We start from the raw sequence: 25,009 nt of genomic DNA, 5'->3' as shown, positions 1-25,009 counted from the left end.
GGGCCGGGGTGGCGCGCGGCCGGGGTGGCGCGCGGGGCCGGGGTGGCGGGCGCGGCGGGGTGGCGCGCCCGCCCGCTGCCGCAACGGGCGGCTGACTGTCAGGCAAAGGCTGGGAAGTCAACCGGTGTTGTGGAACGTTCCGGATGAATATCGTCGAAGTGTGGAACGGGTAAAAGGGGCGATTGCAACTTCCCTCCGGCTCAATGATGGGCTGGTGCAGGTGTCGGTCGGAAGTGGTGTGGTCGGGTTCGTCGAGTCGGCCGGGCCGGTGTTCGTCGCACTGCACGGCTCCCGCTACGACCGGGCTGTCGAGGTATCCCAGTCACTCGTGTTCGATGTCGCCGTGGCGGCGCTGCTCGCCCACGTGCGCGTCGTCGACCACCTCGCCGCCGAGCTCGCGAAGCCGCAGGACGGCACCGCGCCCGCGCAGGTCGCTTGACGGTTCCCGCCCCGGCTCGCCTGCTCGGCGACCGCGCCCGACCCCGCCCGACCGCGCCCGACCCCGCGCGACCGCGCCCGACCCCGCCCGACCGCGCGCCGAGGGACCAGTTGTTGCGCACGTACCCCGACATTCCGTAGCAACTGGTCCCTCGACGGCACCGGAGCGGGGCTCAGGCCTGCGGAAGCGGCAGCCCTAGCCCCTCAGCACCGCCGCACTCGACGGCGAGAGCCGCAGCTGCGCGCCCTCGAGCCGCGCCTGGCCGGTCGCGAGCACGATCTCGTCGAGGGCCACGGGCACGCAGCGCTCGGTGTCCGAGAAGTTGACCACCACCGTCACGCCCTCGCGGTCGAGGCGGAACCAGCACTTCTCCTCGTCCCAGTCGGCGGCGATCGTCGAGAACCGGGGGTCGGTGAGCGCGGGCAGCTCGCGGCGCAGCTGGATGAGCCGCCGGTAGAGCGCGTACAGCTCGGCGTGACGGGGCTTCCGCAGCTCGCGCCAGTCGAGCTTCGAGTTCGTGAACGTCGCCGGGTCCTGCGGGTCGGGAACGGATGCCGCATCCCATCCCATTCTCGCGAACTCCGCGATGCGCCCCTCGGCAGTGGCCCTCCCGAGCGCGGGCTCCGGGTGCGACGTGAAGAACTGCCAGGGCGTGGAAGCTCCCCACTCCTCGCCCATGAAGATCATCGGGGTGAACGGGCCGAGGAGCGTCAGTACCGCCTCGATGGCGAGCATGTCATCGTCGAGGCTCGCGCTGAGCCGGTCGCCCGTGGCCCGGTTGCCGATCTGGTCGTGGTCCTGCGTGAAGGTGACCAGCCGCCACGTCGGCATGGTCTCGAGGTCGATCGGCACCCCGTGGTTCCGCTCGCGGAACGACGAGTACGTCCCGTCGTGGAAGAAACCGTGCGTCATGACCTTGCCGAGGGCCGCGAGCGAGTTGAAGTCGCTGTAGTAGCCCGTGGTCTCGCCGCTCAGGTTCACGTGGGCTGCGTGGTGGTAGTCGTCGCTCCACTGTGCGGTCAGGCCGTAGCCGCCCTGGTCCCGCGGCGTGATGAGCAGCGGGTCGTTGAGGTCGGACTCCGCGATGAGGGTGAGCGGCCGGCCGAGGTCGGCGGCCAGGGCATCCGTGCGCTCGGCCAGCTCGGCGAGCAGGTGCCGGGGCGAGTCGTCGACGAGGGCGTGCACGGCGTCGAGCCGCAGCCCGTCTACCCCGTAGTCCCGCAACCACATCAGGGCGTTGCCGATGATGTACTCGCGAATAGGCGGCGAGGAGAGGTCGATGGTGTCGCCCCACGTGTTCGAGTGCCCCTCGACGAAGTACGGGCCGAAGCGGGGCAGGTAGTTGCCGCTCGGGCCGAGGTGGTTGTAGACCACGTCCTGGATCACCGCGAGCCCGCGCGCGTGGCACGCGTCGACGAAGCGCTGGTACGCGGCCGGACCGCCGTAACCCTCATGGACGGTGTACCAGAGCACGCCGTCGTAGCCCCAGTTGTGCGTCCCGTTGAAGCCGTTCACGGGCAGCAGCTCGACGAAGTCCACGCCGAGGTCGACCAGGTGGCCCAGCCGCTCGATGGCCGAGTCGAGCGTGCCCTCGGGCGTGAACGTGCCGACGTGCAGCTCGTAGATGACGCCGCCCGCGAGCTCGCGCCCGGGCCACGCTGCGGGATGCTCGGCCGCATAGGTCCGCGACAGTCCGTGCACCCCCGCGGGCTGACGGCGGGAGCGCGGGTCGGGCACGGCACCGGTCTCGCCGTCGAGGAGGTAGCCGTAGTCGGCATCCGGACGCCACTCGACGTTCGCCGACCACCAGCCGTCGCGCTCGGTCATCGGGTAACCGACGCCGTCCAGCTGCAGGGCTACGGAGTCGGCGCGCGGCGCCCAGACCTCGAAGGTCATGAGCTGAGGAGGGCGACGGGGTAGCGGGAGAGCAGGTCGGCGACGAGCAGCTCGCCGCCCTCGAACTCGCGGCCGGTGAGCTCGTCGACGACCGGCCGCTGCGGGAGCAGCACGACCGTGTCGCCCCAGCCGCCGCGGGACTCGAGCCCGACCGGCAGACGGGTGGCGAGGGTCACGGCCCCGCCGCGGTCGAACGCGACGAGGTGGTCGGCGGCCTCCCCGAGGGCGGCGAGCGCGGTGTAGCGGGTGAACAGCTCCGGGCGGTCGCGGCGCAGGCGCAGGGCCTTCGCGGTGACGAGCAGCTTCGCGGCGCCGGTGCTGTCGACCGGCGGCTGCCCGCCCTCGCCCAGCAGCGCTCGCCGGACGTCGAAGTCGACGGCGCGGCGGTTGTCGGGGTCGACGAGGGAGTCCTCCCAGAGCTCGCTGCCCTGGTAGACGTCGGGCACGCCAGGGGCGGTGAGCTGGATGAGCTTGGCGGCGAGCGAGTTCGACCAGCCGGGGCCGGAGACCCGGGCGACGATCGCCCCGATCTCGGCCGCGACGCGCGGGTCGTCGAACGCGGAGTCGATGAGCGCGTGCATCCGGCGCTCGAAGTCGCTGTCGGGCGCTGCCCACCCCGTCGAGTTGCCGGCCTCGCGCGCCGCCTTCTCGGCGTAGGCGTGCAGGCGCTCGCGGGACGCCGGCCAGGCACCGACGACTGACTCCCACAGGAGGTTCTCGAGCGGGCCGTCGCCGAGGGGTGCCAGTTCCCGCAGGCGGCCGAGGGTCGCGCGCCACTCGTCGGGCACCTCGGAGAGCACGTCGATGCGGGCGCGCACGTCCTCCCCGCGCTTGGTGTCGTGGGTGCTGAGAGTCGTGAGCGAGGCCGGGAACACCGCGTGCCGGGTCTCCTGCCGCGCGTGGAACTCGTCGAGCGTGATCGAGAACTCCGCGGGGTCGCCGCCGACCTCGGTGAGCGAGGCGAGCCGCGAGTACCGGTAGAACGCGGTGTCCTCAACCCCCTTCGCCATGACCATGCCGGTCGTCTGCTGCAGGCGCTGGGCTGCGGGATGCCCGGGGTCGCTGAGCAGCGGGAGCAGCACGTCGAGCGTGGGAACGAGGTCGGGCCGTCGCCGTGCGGCATCCGAGGCCGCGGCGTCGAGGTGCTCGACGCCGTACGGGAGGTAGCTGCGGTACACCGGGAAGCACGCGGTGAGCTCGGCGATGGCGTCGGCCGCGTCGGGCACGGCCGGCACCAGCCGGGCGATCCGCAGGACCTCCGACCGCAGGATGCCGTCCGCGATCCCGCGGCGGGTGTCGTGGATCAGGTCCGCCCACTTCGGCGCCGCCGACTCGTCGTGCAGCGCGTCCTCGAGCCGGTCGAGCCGCACCCGTCCGCGCGGGTCGACGAGCACGCGGTCGATGTCGCCGAGGGCGTCGTACCCGGTGGTTCCGGCGGCCTGCCAGTGCGCGGGCATCCGCTCGTCGCCCTCGAGGATCTTCTCGACCAGCACGTACGCGCTGCCGGTCGCGGTGGCCAGGTCGTCCAGGTAGCCGCCGGGGTCGAGCAGCCCGTCGGGGTGGTCCACGCGCAGGCCGTCGACGAGCCCCTCGTCGAACCAGCGCGCGATCTCGCGGTGCGACTCCTCGAACACCCACGGCACCTCGACGCGGATGCCCGCGAGCGAGTTCACCGCGAAGAACCGCCGGTAGTTCAGCTCGGCGTCGGCCCGCCGCCAGTCCACGAGCTCGTACGCCTGGCGGGCGTGGACCTCCTCGGGGGTGCCCTCGCCCGTGCCCGGCGCGATCGGGAACCGCAGGCCGAAGTAGTCGAGCTGCCCGTCCGCGACCGACAGTGACGGATCGTCCCCGAGCACCGGGATGCGCAGCTTCGGCGAGAACTCCCAGTCGATGTCGAACGCCTCCGCGTACCGCGACGACCGACCGTGCAGCAGCACGTCCCACCACCACGCGTTGTGCGCCGGCGTCTGGACGCCCACGTGGTTCGGGACGATGTCGACGAGCACACCCATGCCCTTCGCGCGCGCGGCGGCGGAGAGCGCCGCGAGCCCCGCCGCCCCGCCCCGCGACTCGTCGATCCGCGAGTGGTCCACCACGTCGTACCCGTGGTCCGACCCCTCCTCCGCCTGGAGCAGCGGGGAGAGGTAGATCCAGTCGACGCCGAGATCGTGCAGGTAATCCACTATCTCGGCGGTGGCGAACAGGTCGAAGGATGCGCGCACCTGCACCCGGTACGTCGATACGGGAACGCTCACTGGGCTACGAGCACCATCATCGAGCGGCTCACGACGTGCAGCGGCGAGCCCGCGGGCACGTGCTCGTCGCTCGCACCGGCAGCGGTGTCGACGACGATCTCCCACTTCGCGCCGTACTCCTCGGCGGGCAGCTGGAAGTCGACGTCGTTCTCGGAGGCGTTGAAGTACAGCAGCACGTTCGCGTCGGTGATGCGCTGTCCGGTGGCGTTGCGGCCGCGGATGCCCTGGCCGTTGAGGAACACCCCCGCGGCCTTGACGAAGTCGGTGTCCCAGTCCTCGTCGGTCATCGGAGTGGCCTCGATGCCCAGCCACTCGATGTCGGGCAGCGGCTCGCCGGCACCGCGGGTGACCGGGCGGCCGTTGAAGAATCGCACACGTCGGAACGTCGGATGCTTCGCCCGCAGCCGCGTGAGACCGGCGGTGAACTCGATCAGGTCGTGGTCGGCGTCGTCCCAGTGGATCCAGCTGAGCTCGGAGTCCTGCGCGTAGGTGTTGTTGTTGCCCGACTGCGAGCGGCCCAGCTCGTCGCCGTGCGCGATCATCGGCACCCCCTGCGAGAGCAGCAGGGTCGCGAGGAAGTTCCGCTTCTGCCGCGCGCGCAGCGCGTTGACCGCCTCGTCCTCGGTGGGGCCCTCGGCGCCCATGTTCCACGAGCGGTTGCTCGACTCCCCGTCGTTGCCGTCCTCGCCGTTGGCGTCGTTGTGCTTCTCGTTGTACGAGACGAGGTCGTTCAGAGTGAAGCCGTCGTGGGCGGTGACGAAGTTGATGGATGCCACGGGCCGCCGCCCCTCGCCCTCGTACAGGTCCGCGGACCCGCCCAGGCGCTCGGCGAACTCGCCCAGCGTCGCGGGCTCCCCCCGCCAGAAGTCGCGGACCGTGTCGCGGTACTTCCCGTTCCACTCCGTCCACTGCGGCGGGAAGTTGCCCACCTGGTAGCCGCCGGGGCCGACGTCCCACGGCTCCGCGATGAGCTTCACCTGCGAGACGATCGGGTCCTGCTGCACGAGCTCGAAGAACGTCGAGAGCTTGTCGACGTCGAAGAACTCGCGCGCGAGCGTTGCGGCGAGGTCGAAGCGGAAGCCGTCGACGTGCATCTCCGTCACCCAGTAGCGCAGCGAGTCCATGATGAGCTGGAGGGAGTGCGGGTGCCGCACGTTGAACGAGTTGCCGGTGCCCGTGTAGTCCATGTAGAACTTCGGGTCGTCCTCGACGAGCCGGTAGTACGCCGCGTTGTCGATGCCGCGGAACGAGATCGTGGGGCCCAGGTGGTTGCCCTCGGCCGTGTGGTTGTAGACCACGTCGAGGATGACCTCGATGCCCGCCTCGTGAAGCGCTCGGACCATCGACTTGAACTCGTCGACCTGCTGCCCGCGGTCGCCGTTCGCCGCGTAGCCGGAGTGCGGCGCGAAGAATCCGATCGTGTTGTAGCCCCAGTAGTTCGAGAGGCCCTTCTCCTGCAGCGTCGAGTCGTTGACGAACTGGTGCACGGGCATCAGCTCGAGGGAGGTGATGCCGAGCTTGGTGAGGTGGTCGATGATCGCGGGATGCGCGACGCCGCTGTAGGTGCCGCGCTCGTTCTCGGGCACATCGGGGTGGAGCTCGGTGAGCCCCTTCACGTGCGCCTCGTAGATGACCGTGCGGTTGTACGGGATGCGCGGACTCCTGTCCCCCGACCAGTCGAACTCCTGGTCCACCACCACCCCGAGCATCATGTGGCTCGCGGAGTCGTCGTCGTTGCGGGCATCCGGGTCGCTGAAATCGTAGGAGAACAGGGACTGGTCCCAGTCGATCTCGCCGCAGGTTGCTTTCGCGTAGGGGTCGAGCAGCAGCTTGTTCGGGTTCGCGCGCTGGCCCTTGTCGGGGTCGTACGGGCCGGTCACCCGGTAGCCGTAGCGCTGCCCGGGCTGGATGCCCGGGAGGTAGGCGTGCCACACGTACGCGTCAGACTCGGCGAACGCCACCCGGGTCTCGGTGCCGTCGTCGTCGAACAGGCAGAGCTCGACCTGCTCCGCGATCTCGCTGAACAGCGCGAAGTTGGTGCCCTTGCCGTCAAAAGTGGCGCCGAGGGGGTAGGCAGACCCCGGCCAGAACTCGACGTCGGTCATTCGGAGAACGACAGCGTCGCGGAGGCGAGCGAGCCGAAGCTGCGCACCGGTCCCGGCGTGAGCACGGAGATCACCTCGTACGCGAACTCGCGGCGCTCGATGAAGCCCAGGACGCTGCGGGAGTCGCGCTCCGAGAACCGGCGGTCGCAGACGCGCCACTCGTTCATCGAGATGAGGTCGAGGCGGATGTCGCTGGCGTTCGGCGTGGTCGTGGTGGTGTGCATGGGGAAGAACCTCCGTCGTGCCCGATTGTAGGCACAGCGCTCGACCTGCCGCCGGGGGTTGCGCCCCCGGGTGCTCCGCGCTAGTTGTAGCCGTTCAGAGCACGGCTCACCCACAGTTCGTAGCGCTGCCAGGGGTCGTCGACGCCCGCCGAGAGCTCGGCGATGTGCGCCAGCAGCTCGTCGTGGATCGCGAACCACTCGCTGCACGGGAACCGGTGGGCCGCGAACTGCTCGTGCCGCCGGTGCTCCACCCGGCGGTCGCCGCGCTCGAACGCGAGCACCTCGTCGAAGTGCAGCGCCGCGAGCCGGCCGCGCGGGTTCGCGGAGGTGCCGATCTTGATCCGCTCGCGCTGGCGGACGTAGTACACGACGTCGACCAGCGCGGCCTCCTCCACCACCTCGCCCACGCGCCACTCGCACCGCGCGCAGATCCAGCCCGACGGGTACCGCACCCCGACCCGGTTGCCGCACGCGAGGCACGGCGAGGGCAGCAGGTCGGTCACTCCGACCTCGCCCGCCACCCAGTCGTGCGCGGCGATCAGGTGCTCCGGGCACAGGGTGACGGGCGCGCCGGAGTCCGCCTCGGCCGTGCACCCCCGGATGTCGCACATGCGCCCACGGTACGTCCTGCCGCCGACGCGGCCCGCCCGCCGCCCCGCCCCCCCCGCAGCCCATGCGGAGGTTTCGACACCATGCGCTTGCCGAAACATCCGCATGGTGTCGAAAGGGCCGCGCGGGGCTGGGCCGGCGGGGGGCCGCGGGGGCCGCACGGGGCGGCGGCCGCGAGGGGGCGCGGGTGGCACGACGAGAGCGGCCGCGCACCCGGTTTCGGTGCGCGCGCCGGAGCGCACTACTCAACCCGCGCGTGCGCGCAAGGGGTAGGGGGCTCCGGATGCCCGTCCCTAAAATCGAACGCATGGACACCGCCGCGCCCAGCACCGTCAACGGGTACCTGACCCTCGCAGGCTCGACCACAGGCCCCGTCACCGTCGTCGACGGCGGGACGCTCATCGTGGGCGGCACCCACGCGGGCGCCGTCGTGCTCGAGGGAGGCGCCGCGCTCCTCGTGCAGGGCACGCTCCGCGGCCCCGTCGAGATCGGGAGCCTCGCCACCGCGACCGTGAGCGGGGACCTCCTCGGGAAGGTCGACATCCGTGTGGCCGGCACCCTGGTTGTGGAGTCGGGCGGCCGCCTGGCCGGTCCCGTGGCGAACTACGGCTCCTTCACGAACCACGGCCTGCGGACAGGCCCGGTGGAGGGACGCGAGCCCGACGACCAGACCGGCTCAGAGGAGCTTGAGCCGCTGCATCCCGGGATCTACAACTACACGCTGCCCCCGCGCTAGTCGGCTGGGGCCGGCTCCGGCTCGATGCGCAGCCCGCCGGGCGTGTTCGCGGAGTCGATGAGCTGGTCGAGCCACGCGCGGTTGATCTCCTGGCGGCCCTGGTCGAAGCGGAACTGCAGGGTCGCGTTCGTGCCGATCCAGATCGTGGAGCGCCCGCCCTCAGCGCGGTCGAGCGAGATGGCGAAGCTCTCGTTGCGCCGCAGTTTGGCCAGTGTCACAACCTCGACGTGGGCGAGGGTGCGGTCGTCGAGCTCGAAGGACTCCGGGGGAGTTCCGTACAGCAGCTGGCCCATGTGATCGTCTTTCCGGTGGCGGGTGTCAAGATGTGTCCATGGCGATTGTAAACAGGCTTACCGTCGATGGCCGCGACTACTTCCTCCCCGACCCGGTCACCGAGCTCAAGAACAAGATCCTCGAGGCGATCAAGGCGGGCGGCGGGTACGTGAACATCCCGCCGCTGCGCACCGGCCCGGGCATCGACATCCTGTTCTCGCCGGGCATGCCGGTGGTGTGGACGCAGATCGACGTCGGCGGCGACGCGGACGCCGCAGCCGACGAGGCGCGCACGTCGGGGTCCGACGACTTCGACGGCCTGTAGGCCCTAGCTGACGAGGGCCTCGAGATCCTCGGCGGCCATCGGGCGCCCGAGCAGGAAGCCCTGGGCGCGGTCGCACTCGAGCTCTCGCATCAGGTTGAGCTGCTCCTCGGTCTCGACGCCTTCGGCGACGACTCGCAGGCCTCGCCAGTGCGCGAGCTGCACCACGGCCGTCATGAGAGCGAGGGATTCCACGGACGCATCCTGCACGAGGCTCTGGTCGATCTTGAGCTCAGTGGCGGGCATCCGGTCGAGCTGCTTGAGCGAGGAGTGGCCGATGCCGTAGTCGTCGATCGAGATGCCGAGCCCGCGCCGGCGCAGCTCGTCGAGGCGGAGTGCGATCGAGGGGGTCTCGAGCACCGGCTGGCTCTCGGTGATCTCGATGGTGAGGGCGTTCGGCTCGAACTCGAGGGCGCCCAGGTCAGCGTCGAGGCGGTCGAAGAACTCAAGGGTGGTGAGCTGCGTGGCTGAGACGTTGACCGAGACCTCGAGGTCGATGCCGGCCGAGCGCCAGCCCGAGATGGTCTCGAGCACCTTGTCGATCATGAAGCGGCCGAGGGAGTGGATGAGCGCGGTCTCCTCCGCGATGGGGATGAAGATCGCCGGTGAGATGAGCCCGAGCTCGGGGTGGCGCCACCGCGCCAGGGCCTCGACGGCCACGATCCTGCCGCTCGCGAGATCGACCTGGGGTTGGTAGTGGGCGACGATCTCGCCGCGGGCCACCGCTCCGTGCAGGTCACTTGCCAGGCGCTCTTCACCGACCACCGGCGATCACCTGTCCTGTCTCGTGCATACGCATGTACCAATTTGACGTGCTTGGCAACCCCGAAATCTACCGCAACATTTTTCGGCCCCAGACACTTATACTCCGGCTAGGAGTTCGCGGCCCCCTTCGACTCCCCTTGTTCTGCAGCACAATTTCGAGACCCAGGAGACGCGCGTGACGACCACCCCTGCCGTGATCGACGTGCGGGTGAAGAACAACGTCAACGAGCTCGGAAACCCGGCGGGCAGGCCCATCGTGTTCGCCCACGGGTTCGGCTGCAGCCAGGTGGTGTGGCGCCGCGTCGTGGGCCCCTTCCTCGACGACTACCGCGTCATCCTGTTCGACCACGTGGGCGCGGGCGGCTCAGACCTCTCCGCCTACGACCGCGGCAGGTACGACTCGCTGCACGGCTACGCCGACGACATCCTCGAGCTGTTCGAAGCCCTCGACCTGCGCGACGCCGTGTACGTCGGGCACTCGGTCAGCACGATGATGGGCGTGCTCGCCGCCGGGAAGGACCCGTCCCGGTTCGGGCGGCTCGTGCTCGTCGGCCCCTCGCCGCGGTACGTGAACGAGGGCGACTACGTGGGCGGATTCAGCCAGGCCGACATCGACGCGCTCCTCGACTCGCTCGACACGAACTACCTGGGCTGGTCGGCGGCGACAGCCCCGGTCATCGCGGGCAACCCGGACCGGCCCGAGGTCGGCGAGGAGCTCACCGGCCTGTTCTGCGCGACCGACCCCGCGATCGGGCGGCACTTCGCGCGGGTCACCTTCCTCTCCGACAACCGCGCGGATCTCGGCGACGTCACGGTGCCGACGGTCGTGCTCCAGTGCAGCGACGACGCCATCGCCCCGGCGGTGGTCGGCGAGTACGTGCGCGCGAGCATCCCGGGCAGCACTCTCGTGCATCTCGGCGCGAGCGGGCACCTGCCGAACCTGTCGGCTCCGGATGAGCTCGCCGCGGTCATCCTGGCGAACCTGCAATGACGCTCCTCGCGCCGTTCGAGGACCTCTACCGCTCGGCGCCGTGCGGACTCATCGTCAGCACGGCGGACGGCGTCATCTCCGAGGCCAACGACACGATCCTCGCCTGGCTCGGGACCGACCGCGGCACCTTCGTCGGGTCGAAGCTCGCCGACCACCTCGACACCGGCAGCCGCCTGTTCTACGAGACGCGGCACGTCCCGGTGCTCGCGCTGCAGGGGGAGGTGCGCGAGGTCTCCCTCACGATGGTCCGCGCCGACGGCACGACCCTGGCGGCGCTGCTGAACTCCACGGTCCGCGGCGACGCGGGCGACGTGCACACGGCGATCTTCGACGCGAGCGAGCGCGCCGAGTACGAGAAGGAGCTGCTGGGCGCCCGCCGTATCGCCGAGGCGTCGGAGATCAGGGTGCGCGTGCTCCAGGCCTCCTCGAGCGCATTCGTCAGCAGCACCACGGAGGAGCAGATCTGCGGTGCCCTCCTCGCGAGCGCGACCGAGGCGTTCTCGGCGACGGCGACCGGTGTCTTCCTGCTCGACGACGAGGGCGAGTACATCCTCATGGCCGGAGCGCACCCGCTCGAGGGGCTCCTCCCGCGGAGCGCTCCGCGGGCCTCGGACGCTGCGCTGATCGAGGAGAAGACCATCACGGTCTCCGTGCGCGACGTCGATAGCCCGTACACGGCCCTGGTCGAGGGGCTGAAGCGCCGCCGGCTGGACTCCGTGAGCATCATCCCGCTGCTGCGCTCCGGCGAGCCCATCGGGGTGCTGGCGTGCTTCTTCGCGCGCGCCCAGGACTTCGGCAGCCAGTTCGCCGACCTGCAGGCCGCGCTCTCGCGCCAGGCCGCCCAGGCGATCGTCCGGGTGCGGCTGCAGCGCGAGCTCGAGCGTCTCGCTCTGCACGACCAGCTCACCGGCCTCGCCAACCGCAAGCTCCTGCTGGAGACGGTGGAGGTGGCCATCGAGCGCGCCGTGCTCACGCGGCGGCCGCTCTCGGTGGTGTTCCTGGACCTTGACGGGTTCAAGGGGATCAACGACCAGCTCGGCCACGCCGTCGGCGACGCGGTGCTCGAGCAGGTTGCCGCGCGGCTGCGCAGCGGGGTCCGCGCGGAGGACTCGGTGGGGCGGTACGGCGGCGACGAGTTCGTGGCCGTGTGCGAGGACGCGGACCGGGCCGCCGCGGCATCCGTCGCCGACCGCATTCGGGAGCTCGTGGCGGCGCCCCTCGACGGGATCCCGCCGGGGTACTCGGTGACCGCGAGCGTGGGCGTCGCCGTCTACGAGCCCTCGGAGGGCGAGCAGCCCACCAACGACGAGCTGCTGAGCCTCGCGGACAGCGCGATGTACCTCGCGAAGAGCGCAGGCAAAGACCGGGTGTCGTTCCTCGGGCGCTAGCCGTCCTATGCTCGACACGCACCACTACGAAGGGACGACACGGTGGGAACGCTGACCTACGACTCGAAGCTCACGGCCACCTTCGACGACCGTGTCCTCGCGCACCTGCAGATCGTGATCTGGGCGAAGATCCGCCGCGGCGAGCCATTCTCCTTCACCTGGACGGAGCCCTCGCGCAACGGCTACGGCCGTACGTCGATCTGGATCAGCCCGAACATCTCGCTCACCTTCGAGTACTTCGGCGGCAAGACGCCGCTCATCAACAAGAACTGGGTCAACGCGCTGAGCAAGTCCGCCAACTCGCCCGGGGGGCTGCAGCTCATCCCCGAGCCCGAGGACGTCGCTTCCTAGCTGTCACGTTCGGGCGGCCTGTGCCGTCCTAGCTGGCATGAACCTGACACTGCGCCGCGCCTTCCTCATCGTCACCTCCGCCATCGGCACCGTCGTGGGTGTCTGGGCGGCCTTCCTGCCCGCCGAGTTCTACGAGTCCTTCCCGGGGCTCGGCCTCGGACCCTGGGTGGCCGTCGACGGGCCGTTCAACGAGCATCTCGTTCGCGACGTCGGGGCCCTCTACCTCGGCCTTGCGATCGCGGGGGTCTACGCGGCGTGCACCTCCACGGTGCAGGCGGGGCGGGCGGTCGCCCTCGCGTGGATCGTGTTCTCGATCCCCCACCTCGCTTACCACCTGGGCCACCTCGAGGGCCTCGACGCCCTCAATGCCGCGGTCGAGATCGTGAGCCTGTCGAGCACCATCGTGCTCGCGGCGCCGCTGCTCCTGCCGGTGCGCGAGAGGCGGGAGTCGCGCAGGGAGCGCTGATTCTGTCAAACTCAGCCAACGAGACAGGAGCATCGATGGGCACACTGTTCTACGGGGCATCCCGGTTCGCGATCTTCTTCGACGAGCGGGTGCTCATGCACCTGCAGATCGTCATGAACGCCAAGCTGCGCCGCGGGGAGTCGTTCTCCCTCTCGTGGACCGATGCGCCGAAGCTGGGCGGCGGTCGCTCGATCGTCTGGATCTCGCCGAGCACCGACCTCCACTACAAGTTCAGCGGCAGCCGTCCCGCGCTCGTGAACCGCAAGTGGATCGACGAGCTCGCAATCCTCGCGAACACTCCGCAGGGCCTGCACGTCACGGAGGAGGGCGAGGTCACTCCGCTGCCGGCGCCGCTCGACTGATGGCCGCCGTTCGCCGATGATCCTCCGCTGGGCGCGCACCCTCGACGACCGGGCGGAGGCGCTGGCGGTGCTCTCGCCCGCGGAGCGCGCCCGCTACGACGGCGCCCCGAGTGACTCCTTCCTCCTGGGGCGGCTCCTCCTGCGCCGCCTCGCCGCCGAGCTCATCGGGGTCGGGCCGGCCGAGGTCGACCTCGTCGCGGTGTGCCCGGACTGCGGCGGCCCGCACGGCAAGCCGCAGCTCATCGGCTCGTCGCTGCACCTGAGCCTGTCGCACAGCGCAGTGGCGGTTGTCGCCGCAGCCTCGTGGGATGGGCCGGTGGGTGTCGACGTCGAGGCGCTCGACCCGTCCGCTGCCGCCCTCGCCGCGATCGGGACGGTGGCCGGGGAGGAGTCCCTCGAGCGCTGGACGCGGGTGGAGGCGGTGCTGAAGGCGGACGGGCGGGGCCTTCGCGTGGACCCGGCCAGCGTGTCGTTCGACGGCGGCACGGCCTCCATCGCGGGCTCGGGCGCGCGCTACAGCGTCTCCGAGGTGCAGCTCGCCCCCGATGTGCGCGTGAGCGTCGCGGTGGCGCTCTAGCTGAGGCGCGGCACTGCGGCGCCGAACAGCCACGCCTCGAAGAGCGCGTCGAGGGGGCGCGCCGTGAACGTCGCGGCGAGCGCGCGGAAGTCCTCCGTGCTCACTGTGCCGAACCTGTGCAGCGAGGTCCAGGCGCGCAGGAGGTCGAAGAAGCCCTCGTCGCCGAGCACGAGGCGCAGCGCGTGGAGGGTGAGCGCGCCCCGCTTGTAGACGCGGTCGTCGAACATGAGTGCGGGCCCGGGATCCCCCAGCACGAGGTCTGTCGGCTGCGAGACCAGGCTGCGGCGGAACTGGCGGGCGCAGGTGTCGGCGCTCGGCCCGCCCTTGCTCTCCGACCACAGCCACTCGGCGTAGCAGGCGAAGCCCTCGTTGAGCCAGATGTCCTTCCAGGACGCGAGGCCGACGCTGTTGCCGAACCACTGGTGGGCGAGCTCGTGGGCGACGAGCCGCTCGGAGCCGCCGTGGCCGTCCGCGTGGTTGGCGCCGAAGGTGGCGAGTGCCTGCGACTCGAGCGGTATCTCGAGGTCGTCGTGGGTGACGACGACCGTGTAGCCGCCGAACGGGTACGGCCCGAACATCCGCTCGAACGCCGTCATCATCGCGCCCACCGCGGCGAAGTCGGCGGTCACGCGCGCATCGAGAGCGGGAGGGAAGGCGAGCACCCCCGGCACGGTCCCGAACGTCGTCGCCCTGAGCGCGTAGCGGCCGATCTGGAGGGTGGCGAGGTAGGTCGCCGTCGGCTCCTCCTGCACGTAGTGCCAGTGCCCGCGCCCGGCGGCGACGCGGTGCTCGGCCAGCACGCCGTTGCAGACCACCGTGTACGCCTGCTCGGCGGCGACCCGGATGCTGTAGCTCGCCTTGTCCGCGACGTCGTCATTGCACGGGAACCAGGAGGGGGCGCCCGTGGGCTGGGCGGCGACGAGCACCCCGTCCTCCAGCTCCTCCCAGCCGACCGGTCCCCACGGGCTCGGCCGGGGAACGGGCGCGCCGGAGTACTCGACGGTCAGCACGAAGGTCGTGCCCGCCGCGATAGGGGAGGCCGGGATGACCGTGAGCTTGTTCGCCGTCTGCGAGAAGCGCACCGACCGCGCGCCCTGCAGCCTGACCTTCCCGACCTGCAGGCGGGAGAGGTCGAGCGTCAGCTTCGGCAGCGCGCGGGTGCTCGTCGCGGTGATGACCGCCGTGCCGTCCAGGCGGTTGGTGGCCACGCGGTAGCGCAGGTCGAGATCGTAGGCGTCGACCCCGTAGCCGGCATTGCCGCTTCCGGAGACGTACTTCGCCGGCATCAGGAGTTCTTCGCGTGGTAGTCCGCGAAGGTGACCTCGCGCCACGGGCCGATCGGGTTGCCGCTCCAGCGGCTGCCGACGGGCACGATCTCGCCGCGCATCACGAGTGAGGCGGGGCCGACGGTGCCGTGCTCTCCGATGCGCGCGGCGGGGAGGATGACGCTGTGCGGGCCGAGCGTCGCGCCCGCGTCGAGCGTCACCGTGTCCATGCTCATGATTCGATCATGGAACAGGTGGGTTTGCACAACGCAGCCGCGGTTCACAGTCGACCCGTCGCCGAGGTGGGCGAGGTCCGCCTCGGGCAGCCAGTACGTCTCGCACCACACTCCCTTGCCGATGGTCGCCCCGAGGCTCCGCAGCCAGATCACGAGCGCGGGCGTCCCGGCCGCGGCCTGGGCGAACCACGGCGCGGCGACCATCTCGACGAAGGTGTCCGCCACCTCGGTCCGCCACACGAACGACGACCACAGGGGATGGTCGCCGATCCGGATGCGGCCCGAGATCGCCCACTTCGCGGCCGTGCTCACTGCGGCCGCGACCGCACCGGCCGCCAGCATGACGACGCCGCTCAGAAGTGCGGCGGCGACCACGCCGAACTCGGCAACCAGTACTGCCAGCGCGAACAGCACTCCGAGCCCGATGCCGCAGGTGACGATGACCGGGATGACCCGGCCGAGCTCCCACAGGATCCGCGCCGCCCGCAGCCCGGGGTGCGGGCGGAAGGTCCGTCCCTCGTCGGCGGCCGCGACCGTGCGGCGCAGGCGCACCGCGGGGGAGCCGAGCCACGACGACCCCGCCTTCGACTTCGCGGGGGCGGCGGAGAGCACGGCCACGAGCCCGTCCTTCGGCACGGTGTGCCCGGCCGCCGCCATGCCCGAGTTGCCGAGGAATGCGCGCTTGCCGATGTCCGACCGGCCGAGCCTGAGCCAGCCGCCGCCGAGCTCGTAGGAGCCGATCATGGTGTCGTCGGCGAGGAACGCCCCGTCGCGGATCGTCGTCATCGAGGGTACGAGCAGCACGGTGGAGGCTTCGACGTCGCGGCCGACCTTCGCCCCGAGCATCCGGAGCCACACCGGGGTGAAGAGGCTCGCGTAGAGCGGGAAGAGCACGGTGCGGGCGAGGTCGAGCACGCGCTCGGTGCTCCACACCTGCCACCCGATGCGGCTGCGCACGGGGAACGTGCCCTCGCGCAGCCCGAGGCCCAGGAGGCGCACGGCGATCACGACGAGCCCGGCGAGCACGACTCCCGCCACGAGGGTCGCCGGGGCGAGGGCACCGAGGGCGCGCCACGCCACGTCCCACCCCGTCGCCGAGCCGCGCACGGCGATCGCGACGACGACTCCGCCGCTCACGAGCGCGACGACGGGCAGCAGTGAGAGGGCCACCGAGGAGGCGCCGAACGCCGCGAGCCAGCGCCGCGCCCGGGGAGGCCGCTGCTCGGGCCACCACGCCGTGCTGCGCCCGACCCGCTGCGCGGGGGACCCCGCCCACAGCTGGCCGGCCGGCACTCGGCCGAACACCGCGGAGCCCGCCGCGATCTCGGCGTGCTTGCCCACGCGCGTGCCCGGCAGGAGCGTGCTGCGCGCGCCGATCGAGCTGTGCGCGCCGATCCGGATCGCGCCGACCCGCAGGATGTCGCCGTCGATCCAGTAGCCCGACAGGTCGACCTCGGGCTCGATCGACGCTCCGAACCCGACAGTGAGCATGCCCGTGATCGGCGGGAGGGTGTGCAGGTCGACCTCGTGGTCGATCTTCGCGCCGAGCGCCCGGGCGTAGTACGTGATCCACGGCGCACCGGCGAGGCTCACTGCCCCGACCAGGTGGGCCGCCTGTTCCGCGAGCCACAGCCGCAGGTGCACGCTGCCGCCGCGCGGGTAGTCGCCAGCCCGGAGGCCCGCCAGCAGGAGCCGCGCGCACACCACCGCGATCGCCATCCGGCCCACGGGGGTCGCGAACACCACGATCGCCGGGACGAGCACCGCCGGCACCACGACAGGGATGAAGCCGAACCCGCCCAGCGGCACGAGGATCGCCCCCGCCACGAGCAGGTACACGAGCCAGCGGGCGCCGCTCAGCGCGTACAGCGGAATGCCGAGCAGCGTCTGCAGCCACTGCATGCGCCGCGGGGTCGGAGCGACCCGGTGGTACTCGCGCGGCTCGGCGGGGGACTCCGGCACGCGGGCGGCCAGGGCATCCGCCATCGCACCCAGCCGCGGGTGGGTGTAGATCTCGGCGACGGTGAACTCGGGGTCGTGCTCGCGGATGCGCGCGACGAGCTGAGCCGCCGCCAGCGAGCCGCCCCCGAGGTCGAAGAAGTTGGCGGAGAGGTCGCTGACCGGGATGCCCAGCACTGCCTGCCACTGCTGCGCGAGCCGCTCGGCCGCGGGGTCGAGCCCCGAGGAGCTGTCGAGCAGCCCCGGCAGCGGCCAGGGCAGCGCGGCGCGGTCGATCTTGCCGGAGGTGCGCACGGGCAGCTCGTCGACGAGGGCGAGCAGCGGGACGAGTGCGGCCGGCAGCTGCTCGCGCAGCTCCGCGATCGCGGCCGCCCTGTCGAAGTCATCCGGATGCGCCACCGCGAGGTAGCCGACGAGCACCTGGTTGCCGGCCTCCGTCTCGCGCACGGCGGCCGCGGCGCCGGAGACGCCCGGCAGCTCCTGCAGCGCGGCCTCGATCTCGCCCAGCTCGATGCGGCGCCCGCCGACCTTCACCTGGTCGTCCGCGCGCCCCTGGAACACGAGGCCCGCGGTCTCGAACCGCACGAGGTCGCCGCTGCGGTAGGCGCGGCTCCAGCCGAGCTGCTCGTGCGGCGCGTACTTCTCGGCGTCCTTGGCGGGGTCGAGGTAGCGCGCGAGTCCGACGCCGCCGATGATCAGCTCGCCGACCTCGCCCTCGGCCACGGGCATCCCGGCCGCATCGACGACCGCGAGGTCCCAGCCGTCGAGCGGCAGGCCGATGCGCACCGGGTCGGAGCCGTCGAGCAGTGCGGCGCACGCGACGACCGTCGCCTCGGTGGGGCCGTACGTGTTCCACACCTCGCGCCCGTCGACGGCCAGCCTCGCGGCGAGCTCTGGCGGGCAGGCCTCGCCGCCGAAGATGAGCAGGCGGACGTTCTCGAGCGACTCCGCGGGCCACAGCGAGGCCAGAGTCGGCACCGTCGAGACCACGGTGATGCCCCGGGCGGTGAGCCACGGGCCCAGGTCCATGCCGCTGCGCACGAGCGACCGCGGCGCGGGGACGAGGCACGCGCCGTGGCGCCACGCGAGCCACATCTCCTCGCACGAGGCGTCGAACGCCACCGAGAGCCCGGCGAGCACTCGGTCGTCGGGCCCGAGGGGCTCGGAGGCGAGGAACAGCCTCGCCTCCGCATCGACGAACGCCGCCGCCGACCGGTGGCTCACCGCGACGCCCTTCGGCGTGCCGGTCGAGCCCGAGGTGAAGATGACCCATGCGTCGTCGGCGGGGGCGGGCGGTTGCACGATCGAGAGAGACGAGGTGCTGGGATGCGGCGGGGCGCCGTCGAACAGCGCGTCGCTGAATACCACGCTGAGGTCCGGCGCGGAGAGCGCGAACACCCCGTCCGCTCCGATCACCCCGCGAACGCCGGCCTCGGCGAAGACCAGCTCGGCACGCTCATCCGGATCGTCGGCGTCGACCGGTACGTACGCAGCACCCGCCGCCATGATCCCGAGGATCGAGATGTAGAGCTCGCGCGAGCCGGAGGGCATCCGGATGCCGACGCGGTCGCCGCGCCGCACGCCCGCGGCGCCCAGGCGGGCGGCCGTGCGGATGACGCGCGCCGTGAGCTCGCGGTAGCTGAGTGCGCCGAACCCGTCGTCCAGGGCAGAGGCCTCGGGATGCCGCGCCGTCGTCTCGCGGAGGATGTCCAGCAGCGTGCGGGAGTCCGCCGCCCGGTCGAGCGCGCTCAGGACTCCGGCGATAGGCATCCGGCCATCCTGTCCCCTGCGGTGAAACGCGAGGTGAACAGATCAGGCCTTCGCGAGCTTCTTGAGCCGCTTCTTGGCCGCGCGCTCAGTGAGCACCGACAGGTAGTCGCGCACCGGACGCCCGGCGATCGCGAGGTACTCCTCGCGCACCATGTCGTCGATCACGGTCCGGGGCACGTCCGGGTTCTTCTCCGCGAGCTTCTCGGCGACCTGCGCCATGACCTCGTCGTCGCTCAGGTCCGTGGTCATGAGCGCAGAGCCTCCAGCAGCTCGGCCTTCGTCATGCGCGAGTAGCCGCTGACGCCGGCCTCCTTCGCGCGAGCGCGGAGGGCGGTGACGGTCTCGGCGGGGCCGGGGGCGGGGGCCTTGGCGGGCGCCTTGGCGGCGGCGGGCGCTTTGGTGGCCTGGGCTTTGGCGGGCGCCGCGGTCTTCGCGGCCGGGGCGGCGGTCTTCGGGCGCGCGGCCTCGGCGGGTGCCATGGCGGCGGCGGGTGCGGCCTCGGCGGGCGCGGCGGTCTTCGCGGCCGGGGCGGCGGCGGGCGCTGCGGGTGCGGCCTCTGTTACGGCGGCCGCGGCATCCCTCGCCTTCTCCTTGGTCTTCTTCGCGTCCTTCTTGGCGCGCTCCTTGGCCTTGCGGGCGGCCTTCTCGGCCTCCTCGCGAGCCTTCTTGGCCTGCTTCTTCGCCTTCTTGCGAGCCTTCTCGGCCTCAGCCTTGGCCTTCTCCTTGGCCTTCTTGGCGAGCTTCGCGGCCTTCTCTGCCGCCTTCTGCTCCGCCTTCTCGGCCTTCTTCGACTTCTTGGATGCCATGGTCCTGATCCCTGTTCGTCTCGCGAAGCCTCACGGCTCCGGTGAGCGCGATCCTAATCTCCCGAGGTGAACGGACCGCGAACTGCCGCCCGCCGAGGTCGCGGGCCAGCGATCCGCACCCTCCTCGCGTCGAGAGTGCAGTTTGACGGGGTCGCTCGCGCTTCGGACCCCGTCAAACTGCACTCTCAGCGGCCGGCTTCGGCCGGCGGGGCTTCGGCCGGGGGCCGGGGCCGGGGGCCGCGGGCCGCGGGCGGCGGGCCGCGGGCGGGCGGGGCAGGGGGCAGGCCGGCGACGCCCTAGCATGGTCTGACGATGCCCGACGCCCCCGTCTCCACTCTCACCGGGTGGAGCCGCGGGCCCTTCACGGGCGCGGGCCTCACCTACGACTGCTTCGAGAAGGGCAGCGGGCCGGGCGTGGTGCTCATCCCCGAGCTGCCGGGCATCACGCCCGAGGTGCTGGGGCTTGCCGACCACCTTGTCGACGAGGGCTTCACCGTGGTCGTCCCGTCGCCGTTCGGCGAGCCAGGGCGGCCCATGACAGCGGGATACACCGTCCGCACGCTCGCGCGCATCTGCGTCTCGGCGGAGTTCCGTGCGTTCGCCACCGACGCCCACCGCCCCATCACGGACTACCTCCGCGCCGTCGCCGTCGACGTCGCCGCCCGTACCCCCGGCAGCGGTGTCGGGGTCATCGGCATGTGCTTCACGGGAGGGTTCGCGCTCGCCGTGGCCGTGGAGGAGTCGGTGCTCGCGGCGGTCGCGAGCCAGCCCGCTGTGCCCTTCCCGCTCGGCGGTGCCCGGCGGCTCGACCCCGGCCTCTCCTCCGCCGAGCTCGACCGGGTTGCCGACCGCGCATCCGCCGGCGACGTGTGCGCGATCGGGCTCCGCTTCAGCGAGGACCGCAACTCCCCGCGGGAGCGGTTCGGCACCCTCAAGGCCCGGCTGGGCGACGCGTTCGAGGTCATCGAGCTCGACTCGTCCCCGGGGAATCCGGGCGGGTTCTCCTCCGGCGCGCACTCGGTGCTCACGAGCGAGGTGCGGGAGGTGCCGGGACACCCCGCGCTCGCCGCTCGCGAGCGGGTCGTGGGATTCCTGCGCGAGCGGCTGACCTAGGGCCGCGCCGCCTCGGCGGCACGCTCGTTCCCGCCACCGGCCGTCGAACACCTGCCGCTTCCGGGTGCTCCGTGCCCAAGGCCGGTGGCGAGGACCACAATGTGTAGGTGACTCGACGCGGAATACTGCTCTTCGCCGCCCTCGGCATCGCCTGGGGCATCCCGTACCTCTTCATCAAGATCGCCGTGGGCGAGCTGGAGCCGGGCATGGTGGTGCTGGCGCGGTCGGGCCTCGCCGCGATCCTGCTGCTGCCGCTCGCCTTCTTCCGCAAGGAGGTCGGGCCGGTGCTCCGCCGCTGGAAGCCGATGCTCGCGTACACCATCGTCGAGATCGTCATCCCCTGGTACTTCCTGAGCTCCGCCGAGCAGCACCTACCCAGCTCGACCGCCGGGCTGCTGCTCGCCGCGGTCCCGCTGGCGGGCGTGGGCGTGGCGTTCCTGCTCGGGCGCCCGGCGCGGCTGTCGGGAATCAACTGGCTGGGAATCGCGATCGGGATGCTCGGGGTCGCCGCCCTCGTCGGCCTCGACGTGGGCGGCTCCGACCTGTTCAGCGTCGCCGAGATGGCCGTGGTGGTGGTGGGCTACGCGCTCGGCCCCGCGATCCTCTCGCGGTGGATGCCGGACCTCCCCGGCGTCGGTGTCGTGGCCGTCTCCCTTGCCGGGGCCGCGATCGCGTACATCCCCGTCGTCATCGTCACGGGCAGCTGGCCGACGGCCTGGCCCTCCGCCTCGGTCACGATCGCGATCATCGTGCTGGCGGTCGTGTGCAGCGGGCTCGCCTTCCTCCTCATGATCGGCCTCGTCGCCGAGATCGGGCCGGTGAAGGCCACGACCATCACCTACGTCAACCCCGCGGTCGCGATCCTGGCCGGCGTCCTCGTGCTCGGCGAGCGCGTCACGGTGTGGACGATCGTCGGGTTCGCCGCGGTTCTGGCAGGTTCCTGGCTGGTCACGCGCCGCGGGAACGTTCCACACGACATCCCTGTTGTACCCACTGAGGGCCGCAGCCAGCTGCCCACAGAGGAGCACATCCCATGAGCACCACCGAGTACCGCAAGACGTCCACCGCGATCGACCAGCTCACGCCAGAGCAGTTCGCGGTCACCCAGGAGAGCGCCACCGAGCCGCCGTTCCGCAACGAGTTCTGGAACAACCACGATGACGGGATCTACGTCGACATCGTCTCGGGCGAGCCCCTCTTCTCCTCCACCGACAAGTTCGACAGCGGGTCGGGCTGGCCCAGTTTCACCCGGCCGATCGAGCCCGCGAACGTCGTCAAGAAGGACGACCGGACCCTGTGGATGAAGCGCACCGAGGTCCGCTCCGCGAACGGCGACAGCCACCTCGGGCACCTGTTCGACGACGGCCCCGTTGCCGACAGCGGTATGCGCTACCGCATCAACTCTGCGGCCCTGCGGTTCATCCCGGTGGATGACCTGGAGAGCCAGGGCTACGGTGACTACCGCAGCCTGTTCACCACGAAGGAGGCCTGACCATGGCAACTGAGACCGCGATCCTCGCCGGTGGATGCTTCTGGGGAGCGCAGCAGCTGCTGCGCCGCCGCCCCGGAGTCATCTCGACCCGCGTCGGCTACTCGGGCGGAGACACCCCGAACGCCACCTACCGCAACCACGGCGACCACGCCGAGGCCGTCGAGATCGTCTTCGACCCCTCGCTGATCTCGTACCGCGACCTGCTGGAGTTCTTCTTCCAGATCCACGACCCGTCGACCGTCGACCGCCAGGGCAACGACATCGGTCGCAGCTACCGCTCGGCGATCTTCTACACGAGCGAGTCGCAGCATCAAGTCGCCGTGGACACCATCGCGGATGTCGACGCCTCGGGCATCTGGCCCGGGAAGGTCGTCACCGAGGTCGAGCCCGCTGGCGCGTTCTGGGAGGCCGAGGAGGAGCACCAGGACTACCTGGAGAAGTACCCGGCCGGCTACACCTGCCACTACGTGCGGCCCGACTGGAAGCTCCCGCACCGCGAGGAGCAGCTCACCAACTAGTAAGTGGAGCGCCCCGGCCGGAAGGCCGGGGCGCTCTCTGCTTAGAATGGTCGATGAAGGGGAGTAGTTCCCAAAAGGCACGTCGACATACTGGTGGGCAATCCCACCCGGCGTGCCACCCACCAGCTGGGCGAACGAGACCTTCGGCAGTCATTGCCGAAGTCTCGTGATTTCGGTGCTCACCGAAAGGTCCGCCACCGTGGCCCTCTGGTCCGTCTTCCTCATCGCCCTCGGAGTCTCCGCCGACGCCTTCGCCGTCGCGCTCGGCAAAGGCCTCCACATGCGCCGGCTCGACTACCGGCAGGCGGTCATCATCGCCCTCACCTTCGGCCTCTTCCAGGCGCTCATGCCGCTCATCGGCTGGCTCCTGGGCACGCAGCTCGAGCAGTTCATCACCGAGATCGACCACTGGATCGCGTTCGGCCTCCTCGCCCTCATCGGCGGCAAGATGCTGTTCGACGCCTTCAGGAAGGACGACGACGGCGACGAGGATGACGGCCGCCTCCGTGTCCGACAGCTCCTGCTGCTCGGCCTCGCGACGAGCGTCGACGCCCTCGCCGTGGGCATCTCGTTCGCGTTCCTCTCCGTCTCGATCGTGGAGGCTGTCATCGTGATCGGCGTGACCACCGCGGTCCTGACCTTCGCGGGGGTGCTCGTCGGCCACCGCGCCGGGGTGCGGTTCCGGGGGCCGGCGGAGATCGTCGGCGGGGCCATCCTGATCCTGATCGGCACGAAGATCCTGCTCGACCACCTCGGGGTGTTCGGGTAGCTCGGGCAGTCAGCCCTTCCGGCGCAGCTTCAGGACTCCGTCGACCGCCGTGCCGAGCCGCGCGTCGGGGCGCTCGACGAGCTCGCTGGTGAGCACCTCCCAGTCGCCCTCGGCCAGCTGAAGGCCCGCGAGCACCTGCTCCGGAGTCGGAAGCTCCTCGGGAGCGTGGTGGTGGTGCCCCTCGGGGGCGTCCCAGTGCGGGGCGCCCGAGTGCCCGACGATGAGCAGCAGGCCGCCGGGGGCGACGGCGGCGGCGGCCCGGCGGTGGATCTCCTCGCGCGGCAGGTCGACTGTCGAGTGCAGGAAGCAGGAGGAGACGAGGTCGTAGCGGCCCGGCGGCGTCCACTCCGAGAGGTCAGCGGCGACCCAGGTGATGTCGTCGCCAGGCTGCTGCTCGGCGGCGCCGATCGCGAGTGCCGAGGGCGCGATATCCACGGCCGTCACCGACCAGCCCTGGTGTGCGAGCCAGAGGGCGTCGCCGCCTTCGCCGCAGCCGAGGTCAAGGGCGGTGCCCGGTGAAGTGCCCCCGACCTCCCGGATGAGCGCGGCGTTCGCGTTGCCGCTCCACGACTTGCCGTTCTCGCGGTAGCGGTTCTCCCAGTACTCGGCTGCGCTCTGCGTCTCGGTCATGGTCCGATCTTGGCTCGCGGGCTACGCTGATGGCAATTTCGCATGCCGAATCAGCAAGGAGCGTCCATGGCGGAGCATCGGCTGCAGCACATCGGCCCTCGGCTGAGGGCGTGGCGGCAGAAGCGCGGCCTGACGCTGGACGAGCTCTCGGCGGCGACCGGCATCTCGGCGAGCACGATCTCGCGGCTCGAGGCCGGCAAGCGCGCGCCGAACCTCGAGCTGGTCGTGCCCATCGCGAGGGCGCTGCGCCTGGAGCTCGACGACCTCGTCCCGCGCACGGTGCCCGATCCCCGGGTGCCGCGGGTCACCACGCGCATCGACGAGGTCAGCTTCGAGCAGCTGTCCCCGGACGACTCGCCCGCCCAGGCCACGCGCGTGACGTTCCCGGCGCCCCGTGGCGATGCGCCGCCGGACCCGCGGGTGCACGACGGGTACGAGTGGTTCTACGTGCTGTCCGGCCGGGTGCGGCTCGTGCTGGGGGAGCACGACATCGTGATGGGCCCGGGCGAGGCGGCGGAGTTCGACACCCGCACCCCGCACTGGCTGCGGTCTGCCGGGCCGGGCCAGGCGGAGATCCTCGCGATCTTCAGCAAGCAGGGCAAGCGGATCCATCTGCGGGCGCGCCCACTTAGTTGACCAATGTCATCTATCTGCATATAGTTGACCTACATCAACTTTTGTTAGGGACTCAC

General features: G+C 71.2%; 27 protein-coding genes. 15 read left to right on the top strand and 12 right to left on the bottom strand.

Annotated elements, in window-relative coordinates; all coding sequences use genetic code 11:
* The first annotated feature begins 220 nt into the window (after positions 1–220).
* Positions 221–439 carry a hypothetical protein gene (locus AC1RTC_RS12145; protein WP_493155987.1) on the top strand — a complete coding sequence of 73 codons (219 nt, stop codon included), beginning with the start codon at positions 221–223 and terminating at the stop codon, positions 437–439.
* A 195-nt stretch (positions 440–634) separates the two neighbouring features.
* On the opposite strand, the gene treZ is transcribed toward AC1RTC_RS12145, so the two are convergent.
* The 5 genes from treZ to AC1RTC_RS12120 all read right to left on the bottom strand — a co-directional run bounded on the left by treZ (position 635) and on the right by AC1RTC_RS12120 (position 7,530).
* On the bottom strand, positions 635–2,335 hold the full coding sequence (treZ, locus tag AC1RTC_RS12140; RefSeq protein ID WP_493155986.1) for a malto-oligosyltrehalose trehalohydrolase: 1,701 nt from the start codon (positions 2,333–2,335) through the stop codon (positions 635–637).
* Complete coding sequence (gene treY, locus AC1RTC_RS12135; RefSeq protein WP_493155984.1) at positions 2,332–4,590, bottom strand: malto-oligosyltrehalose synthase; 2,259 nt, start codon at positions 4,588–4,590, stop codon at positions 2,332–2,334. The genes treZ and treY overlap by 4 nt, the downstream gene beginning before the upstream one ends.
* Positions 4,587–6,695, bottom strand: coding sequence for a glycogen debranching protein GlgX (glgX, locus tag AC1RTC_RS12130; RefSeq protein ID WP_493155982.1), 2,109 nt, complete (start codon positions 6,693–6,695; stop codon positions 4,587–4,589). Before glgX ends, treY begins: the two co-directional genes overlap by 4 nt.
* Complete coding sequence (locus AC1RTC_RS12125) at positions 6,692–6,919, bottom strand: hypothetical protein (RefSeq protein WP_493155980.1); 228 nt, start codon at positions 6,917–6,919, stop codon at positions 6,692–6,694. The genes glgX and AC1RTC_RS12125 overlap by 4 nt, the downstream gene beginning before the upstream one ends.
* Positions 6,920–6,999: 80 nt before the next feature.
* Positions 7,000–7,530 (bottom strand): GIY-YIG nuclease family protein, encoded by a 531-nt coding sequence (locus AC1RTC_RS12120; RefSeq protein ID WP_493155979.1) that lies wholly within the window; start codon positions 7,528–7,530, stop codon positions 7,000–7,002.
* 305 nt (positions 7,531–7,835) lie between these two features.
* Here AC1RTC_RS12120 and AC1RTC_RS12115 point away from each other — a divergent pair, with 305 nt between their 5' ends.
* Entirely contained in the window at positions 7,836–8,264 is a 429-nt protein-coding gene (locus AC1RTC_RS12115) for a hypothetical protein (RefSeq protein ID WP_493155977.1), read from the top strand.
* Here AC1RTC_RS12115 and AC1RTC_RS12110 read toward each other — a convergent pair.
* Complete coding sequence (locus AC1RTC_RS12110) at positions 8,261–8,557, bottom strand: DUF7882 family protein (protein ID WP_493155975.1); 297 nt, start codon at positions 8,555–8,557, stop codon at positions 8,261–8,263. The two genes, AC1RTC_RS12115 and AC1RTC_RS12110, sit on opposite strands and share 4 nt — an antisense overlap.
* A 38-nt stretch (positions 8,558–8,595) precedes the next feature.
* On the opposite strand from AC1RTC_RS12110, the gene AC1RTC_RS12105 reads away from it, so the two are divergent.
* A complete protein-coding gene (locus AC1RTC_RS12105; RefSeq protein WP_493155974.1) occupies positions 8,596–8,862 on the top strand; it encodes a hypothetical protein in 267 nt (88 codons plus the stop codon).
* A 3-nt stretch (positions 8,863–8,865) separates the two neighbouring features.
* Here the strand turns inward: AC1RTC_RS12105 and AC1RTC_RS12100 are convergent, their stop codons facing one another.
* Positions 8,866–9,624 carry an EAL domain-containing protein gene (locus AC1RTC_RS12100; RefSeq protein ID WP_493155972.1) on the bottom strand — a complete coding sequence of 253 codons (759 nt, stop codon included), beginning with the start codon at positions 9,622–9,624 and terminating at the stop codon, positions 8,866–8,868.
* A 175-nt stretch (positions 9,625–9,799) separates the two neighbouring features.
* On the opposite strand from AC1RTC_RS12100, the gene AC1RTC_RS12095 reads away from it, so the two are divergent.
* Genes AC1RTC_RS12095 through AC1RTC_RS12070 form a run of 6 tightly spaced genes read left to right on the top strand, consistent with a single transcriptional unit; the run spans position 9,800 to position 13,759 of the window.
* On the top strand, positions 9,800–10,615 hold the full coding sequence (locus tag AC1RTC_RS12095; protein WP_493155970.1) for an alpha/beta fold hydrolase: 816 nt from the start codon (positions 9,800–9,802) through the stop codon (positions 10,613–10,615).
* Positions 10,612–12,003, top strand: a complete 1,392-nt coding sequence (locus AC1RTC_RS12090; RefSeq protein ID WP_493155968.1) for a diguanylate cyclase — start codon at positions 10,612–10,614, stop codon at positions 12,001–12,003. Before AC1RTC_RS12095 ends, AC1RTC_RS12090 begins: the two co-directional genes overlap by 4 nt.
* A gap of 42 nt (positions 12,004–12,045) precedes the next feature.
* A complete protein-coding gene (locus AC1RTC_RS12085) occupies positions 12,046–12,354 on the top strand; it encodes a DUF7882 family protein (protein WP_493155966.1) in 309 nt (102 codons plus the stop codon).
* A gap of 37 nt (positions 12,355–12,391) precedes the next feature.
* Positions 12,392–12,820 carry a hypothetical protein gene (locus AC1RTC_RS12080; RefSeq protein WP_493155964.1) on the top strand — a complete coding sequence of 143 codons (429 nt, stop codon included), beginning with the start codon at positions 12,392–12,394 and terminating at the stop codon, positions 12,818–12,820.
* Positions 12,821–12,855: 35 nt separating this feature from the next.
* Complete coding sequence (locus tag AC1RTC_RS12075; RefSeq protein ID WP_493155962.1) at positions 12,856–13,182, top strand: DUF7882 family protein; 327 nt, start codon at positions 12,856–12,858, stop codon at positions 13,180–13,182.
* A gap of 16 nt (positions 13,183–13,198) precedes the next feature.
* Positions 13,199–13,759 (top strand): 4'-phosphopantetheinyl transferase family protein, encoded by a 561-nt coding sequence (locus AC1RTC_RS12070; RefSeq protein ID WP_493155960.1) that lies wholly within the window; start codon positions 13,199–13,201, stop codon positions 13,757–13,759.
* On the opposite strand, the gene AC1RTC_RS12065 is transcribed toward AC1RTC_RS12070, so the two are convergent.
* From AC1RTC_RS12065 to AC1RTC_RS12050, 4 genes are read right to left on the bottom strand one after another with little or no spacing between them, the layout of a single operon-like run.
* Positions 13,756–15,045 carry a M1 family metallopeptidase gene (locus AC1RTC_RS12065; protein ID WP_493155958.1) on the bottom strand — a complete coding sequence of 430 codons (1,290 nt, stop codon included), beginning with the start codon at positions 15,043–15,045 and terminating at the stop codon, positions 13,756–13,758. The genes AC1RTC_RS12070 and AC1RTC_RS12065 overlap by 4 nt on opposite strands.
* Positions 15,045–18,989 carry a Pls/PosA family non-ribosomal peptide synthetase gene (locus AC1RTC_RS12060; RefSeq protein ID WP_493155956.1) on the bottom strand — a complete coding sequence of 1,315 codons (3,945 nt, stop codon included), beginning with the start codon at positions 18,987–18,989 and terminating at the stop codon, positions 15,045–15,047. The genes AC1RTC_RS12065 and AC1RTC_RS12060 overlap by 1 nt, the downstream gene beginning before the upstream one ends.
* Before the next feature lie 42 nt (positions 18,990–19,031).
* On the bottom strand, positions 19,032–19,238 hold the full coding sequence (locus tag AC1RTC_RS12055; protein WP_493155955.1) for a three-helix bundle dimerization domain-containing protein: 207 nt from the start codon (positions 19,236–19,238) through the stop codon (positions 19,032–19,034).
* On the bottom strand, positions 19,235–19,795 hold the full coding sequence (locus AC1RTC_RS12050; RefSeq protein WP_493155953.1) for a hypothetical protein: 561 nt from the start codon (positions 19,793–19,795) through the stop codon (positions 19,235–19,237). Before AC1RTC_RS12050 ends, AC1RTC_RS12055 begins: the two co-directional genes overlap by 4 nt.
* Before the next feature lie 312 nt (positions 19,796–20,107).
* Here AC1RTC_RS12050 and AC1RTC_RS12045 point away from each other — a divergent pair, with 312 nt between their 5' ends.
* The 5 genes from AC1RTC_RS12045 (at position 20,108) to AC1RTC_RS12025 (ending at position 23,687) form a co-directional block, all read left to right on the top strand.
* Complete coding sequence (locus AC1RTC_RS12045; RefSeq protein ID WP_493155951.1) at positions 20,108–20,908, top strand: dienelactone hydrolase family protein; 801 nt, start codon at positions 20,108–20,110, stop codon at positions 20,906–20,908.
* A gap of 107 nt (positions 20,909–21,015) precedes the next feature.
* Entirely contained in the window at positions 21,016–21,945 is a 930-nt protein-coding gene (locus AC1RTC_RS12040; RefSeq protein ID WP_493155949.1) for a DMT family transporter, read from the top strand.
* Positions 21,942–22,400 carry a peptide-methionine (R)-S-oxide reductase MsrB gene (msrB, locus tag AC1RTC_RS12035; RefSeq protein WP_493155947.1) on the top strand — a complete coding sequence of 153 codons (459 nt, stop codon included), beginning with the start codon at positions 21,942–21,944 and terminating at the stop codon, positions 22,398–22,400. Before AC1RTC_RS12040 ends, msrB begins: the two co-directional genes overlap by 4 nt.
* 2 nt (positions 22,401–22,402) lie before the next feature.
* Positions 22,403–22,918 carry a peptide-methionine (S)-S-oxide reductase MsrA gene (gene msrA / locus AC1RTC_RS12030; protein ID WP_493155945.1) on the top strand — a complete coding sequence of 172 codons (516 nt, stop codon included), beginning with the start codon at positions 22,403–22,405 and terminating at the stop codon, positions 22,916–22,918.
* A gap of 199 nt (positions 22,919–23,117) precedes the next feature.
* A complete protein-coding gene (locus AC1RTC_RS12025; RefSeq protein ID WP_493155943.1) occupies positions 23,118–23,687 on the top strand; it encodes a manganese efflux pump MntP in 570 nt (189 codons plus the stop codon).
* A gap of 9 nt (positions 23,688–23,696) precedes the next feature.
* Here AC1RTC_RS12025 and AC1RTC_RS12020 read toward each other — a convergent pair whose 3' ends face one another.
* Positions 23,697–24,317, bottom strand: a complete 621-nt coding sequence (locus AC1RTC_RS12020) for a class I SAM-dependent methyltransferase (protein WP_493155941.1) — start codon at positions 24,315–24,317, stop codon at positions 23,697–23,699.
* Between the two features lie 66 nt (positions 24,318–24,383).
* Here AC1RTC_RS12020 and AC1RTC_RS12015 point away from each other — a divergent pair, with 66 nt between their 5' ends.
* Positions 24,384–24,953 carry a helix-turn-helix domain-containing protein gene (locus AC1RTC_RS12015; RefSeq protein WP_493155939.1) on the top strand — a complete coding sequence of 190 codons (570 nt, stop codon included), beginning with the start codon at positions 24,384–24,386 and terminating at the stop codon, positions 24,951–24,953.
* Positions 24,954–25,009: the final 56 nt, after the last annotated feature.

The sequence above is a fragment of the Rhodoglobus sp. GW821-FHT12B09 genome, from assembly GCF_058809925.1.
This window is presented reverse-complemented; position numbering and strand designations above follow the sequence as displayed.

What these genes read in the sequence shown, in the direction of transcription:
- treZ (WP_493155986.1), bottom strand. Translation starts at nt 2,335, where the DNA reads ATGACCTTCGAGGTCTGGGCGCCGCGCGCCGACTCCGTAGCCCTGCAG.
- glgX (WP_493155982.1), bottom strand. Translation starts at nt 6,695, where the DNA reads ATGACCGACGTCGAGTTCTGGCCGGGGTCTGCCTACCCCCTCGGCGCC.
- AC1RTC_RS12125 (WP_493155980.1), bottom strand. Translation starts at nt 6,919, where the DNA reads ATGCACACCACCACGACCACGCCGAACGCCAGCGACATCCGCCTCGAC.
- AC1RTC_RS12120 (WP_493155979.1), bottom strand. Translation starts at nt 7,530, where the DNA reads ATGTGCGACATCCGGGGGTGCACGGCCGAGGCGGACTCCGGCGCGCCC.
- AC1RTC_RS12115 (WP_493155977.1), top strand. Translation starts at nt 7,836, where the DNA reads ATGGACACCGCCGCGCCCAGCACCGTCAACGGGTACCTGACCCTCGCA.
- AC1RTC_RS12110 (WP_493155975.1), bottom strand. Translation starts at nt 8,557, where the DNA reads ATGGGCCAGCTGCTGTACGGAACTCCCCCGGAGTCCTTCGAGCTCGAC.
- AC1RTC_RS12105 (WP_493155974.1), top strand. Translation starts at nt 8,596, where the DNA reads ATGGCGATTGTAAACAGGCTTACCGTCGATGGCCGCGACTACTTCCTC.
- AC1RTC_RS12090 (WP_493155968.1), top strand. Translation starts at nt 10,612, where the DNA reads ATGACGCTCCTCGCGCCGTTCGAGGACCTCTACCGCTCGGCGCCGTGC.
- AC1RTC_RS12080 (WP_493155964.1), top strand. Translation starts at nt 12,392, where the DNA reads ATGAACCTGACACTGCGCCGCGCCTTCCTCATCGTCACCTCCGCCATC.
- AC1RTC_RS12075 (WP_493155962.1), top strand. Translation starts at nt 12,856, where the DNA reads ATGGGCACACTGTTCTACGGGGCATCCCGGTTCGCGATCTTCTTCGAC.
- AC1RTC_RS12070 (WP_493155960.1), top strand. Translation starts at nt 13,199, where the DNA reads ATGATCCTCCGCTGGGCGCGCACCCTCGACGACCGGGCGGAGGCGCTG.
- AC1RTC_RS12065 (WP_493155958.1), bottom strand. Translation starts at nt 15,045, where the DNA reads ATGCCGGCGAAGTACGTCTCCGGAAGCGGCAATGCCGGCTACGGGGTC.
- AC1RTC_RS12060 (WP_493155956.1), bottom strand. Translation starts at nt 18,989, where the DNA reads ATGCCTATCGCCGGAGTCCTGAGCGCGCTCGACCGGGCGGCGGACTCC.
- AC1RTC_RS12055 (WP_493155955.1), bottom strand. Translation starts at nt 19,238, where the DNA reads ATGACCACGGACCTGAGCGACGACGAGGTCATGGCGCAGGTCGCCGAG.
- AC1RTC_RS12050 (WP_493155953.1), bottom strand. Translation starts at nt 19,795, where the DNA reads ATGGCATCCAAGAAGTCGAAGAAGGCCGAGAAGGCGGAGCAGAAGGCG.
- AC1RTC_RS12045 (WP_493155951.1), top strand. Translation starts at nt 20,108, where the DNA reads ATGCCCGACGCCCCCGTCTCCACTCTCACCGGGTGGAGCCGCGGGCCC.
- msrB (WP_493155947.1), top strand. Translation starts at nt 21,942, where the DNA reads ATGAGCACCACCGAGTACCGCAAGACGTCCACCGCGATCGACCAGCTC.
- msrA (WP_493155945.1), top strand. Translation starts at nt 22,403, where the DNA reads ATGGCAACTGAGACCGCGATCCTCGCCGGTGGATGCTTCTGGGGAGCG.
- AC1RTC_RS12020 (WP_493155941.1), bottom strand. Translation starts at nt 24,317, where the DNA reads ATGACCGAGACGCAGAGCGCAGCCGAGTACTGGGAGAACCGCTACCGC.
- AC1RTC_RS12015 (WP_493155939.1), top strand. Translation starts at nt 24,384, where the DNA reads ATGGCGGAGCATCGGCTGCAGCACATCGGCCCTCGGCTGAGGGCGTGG.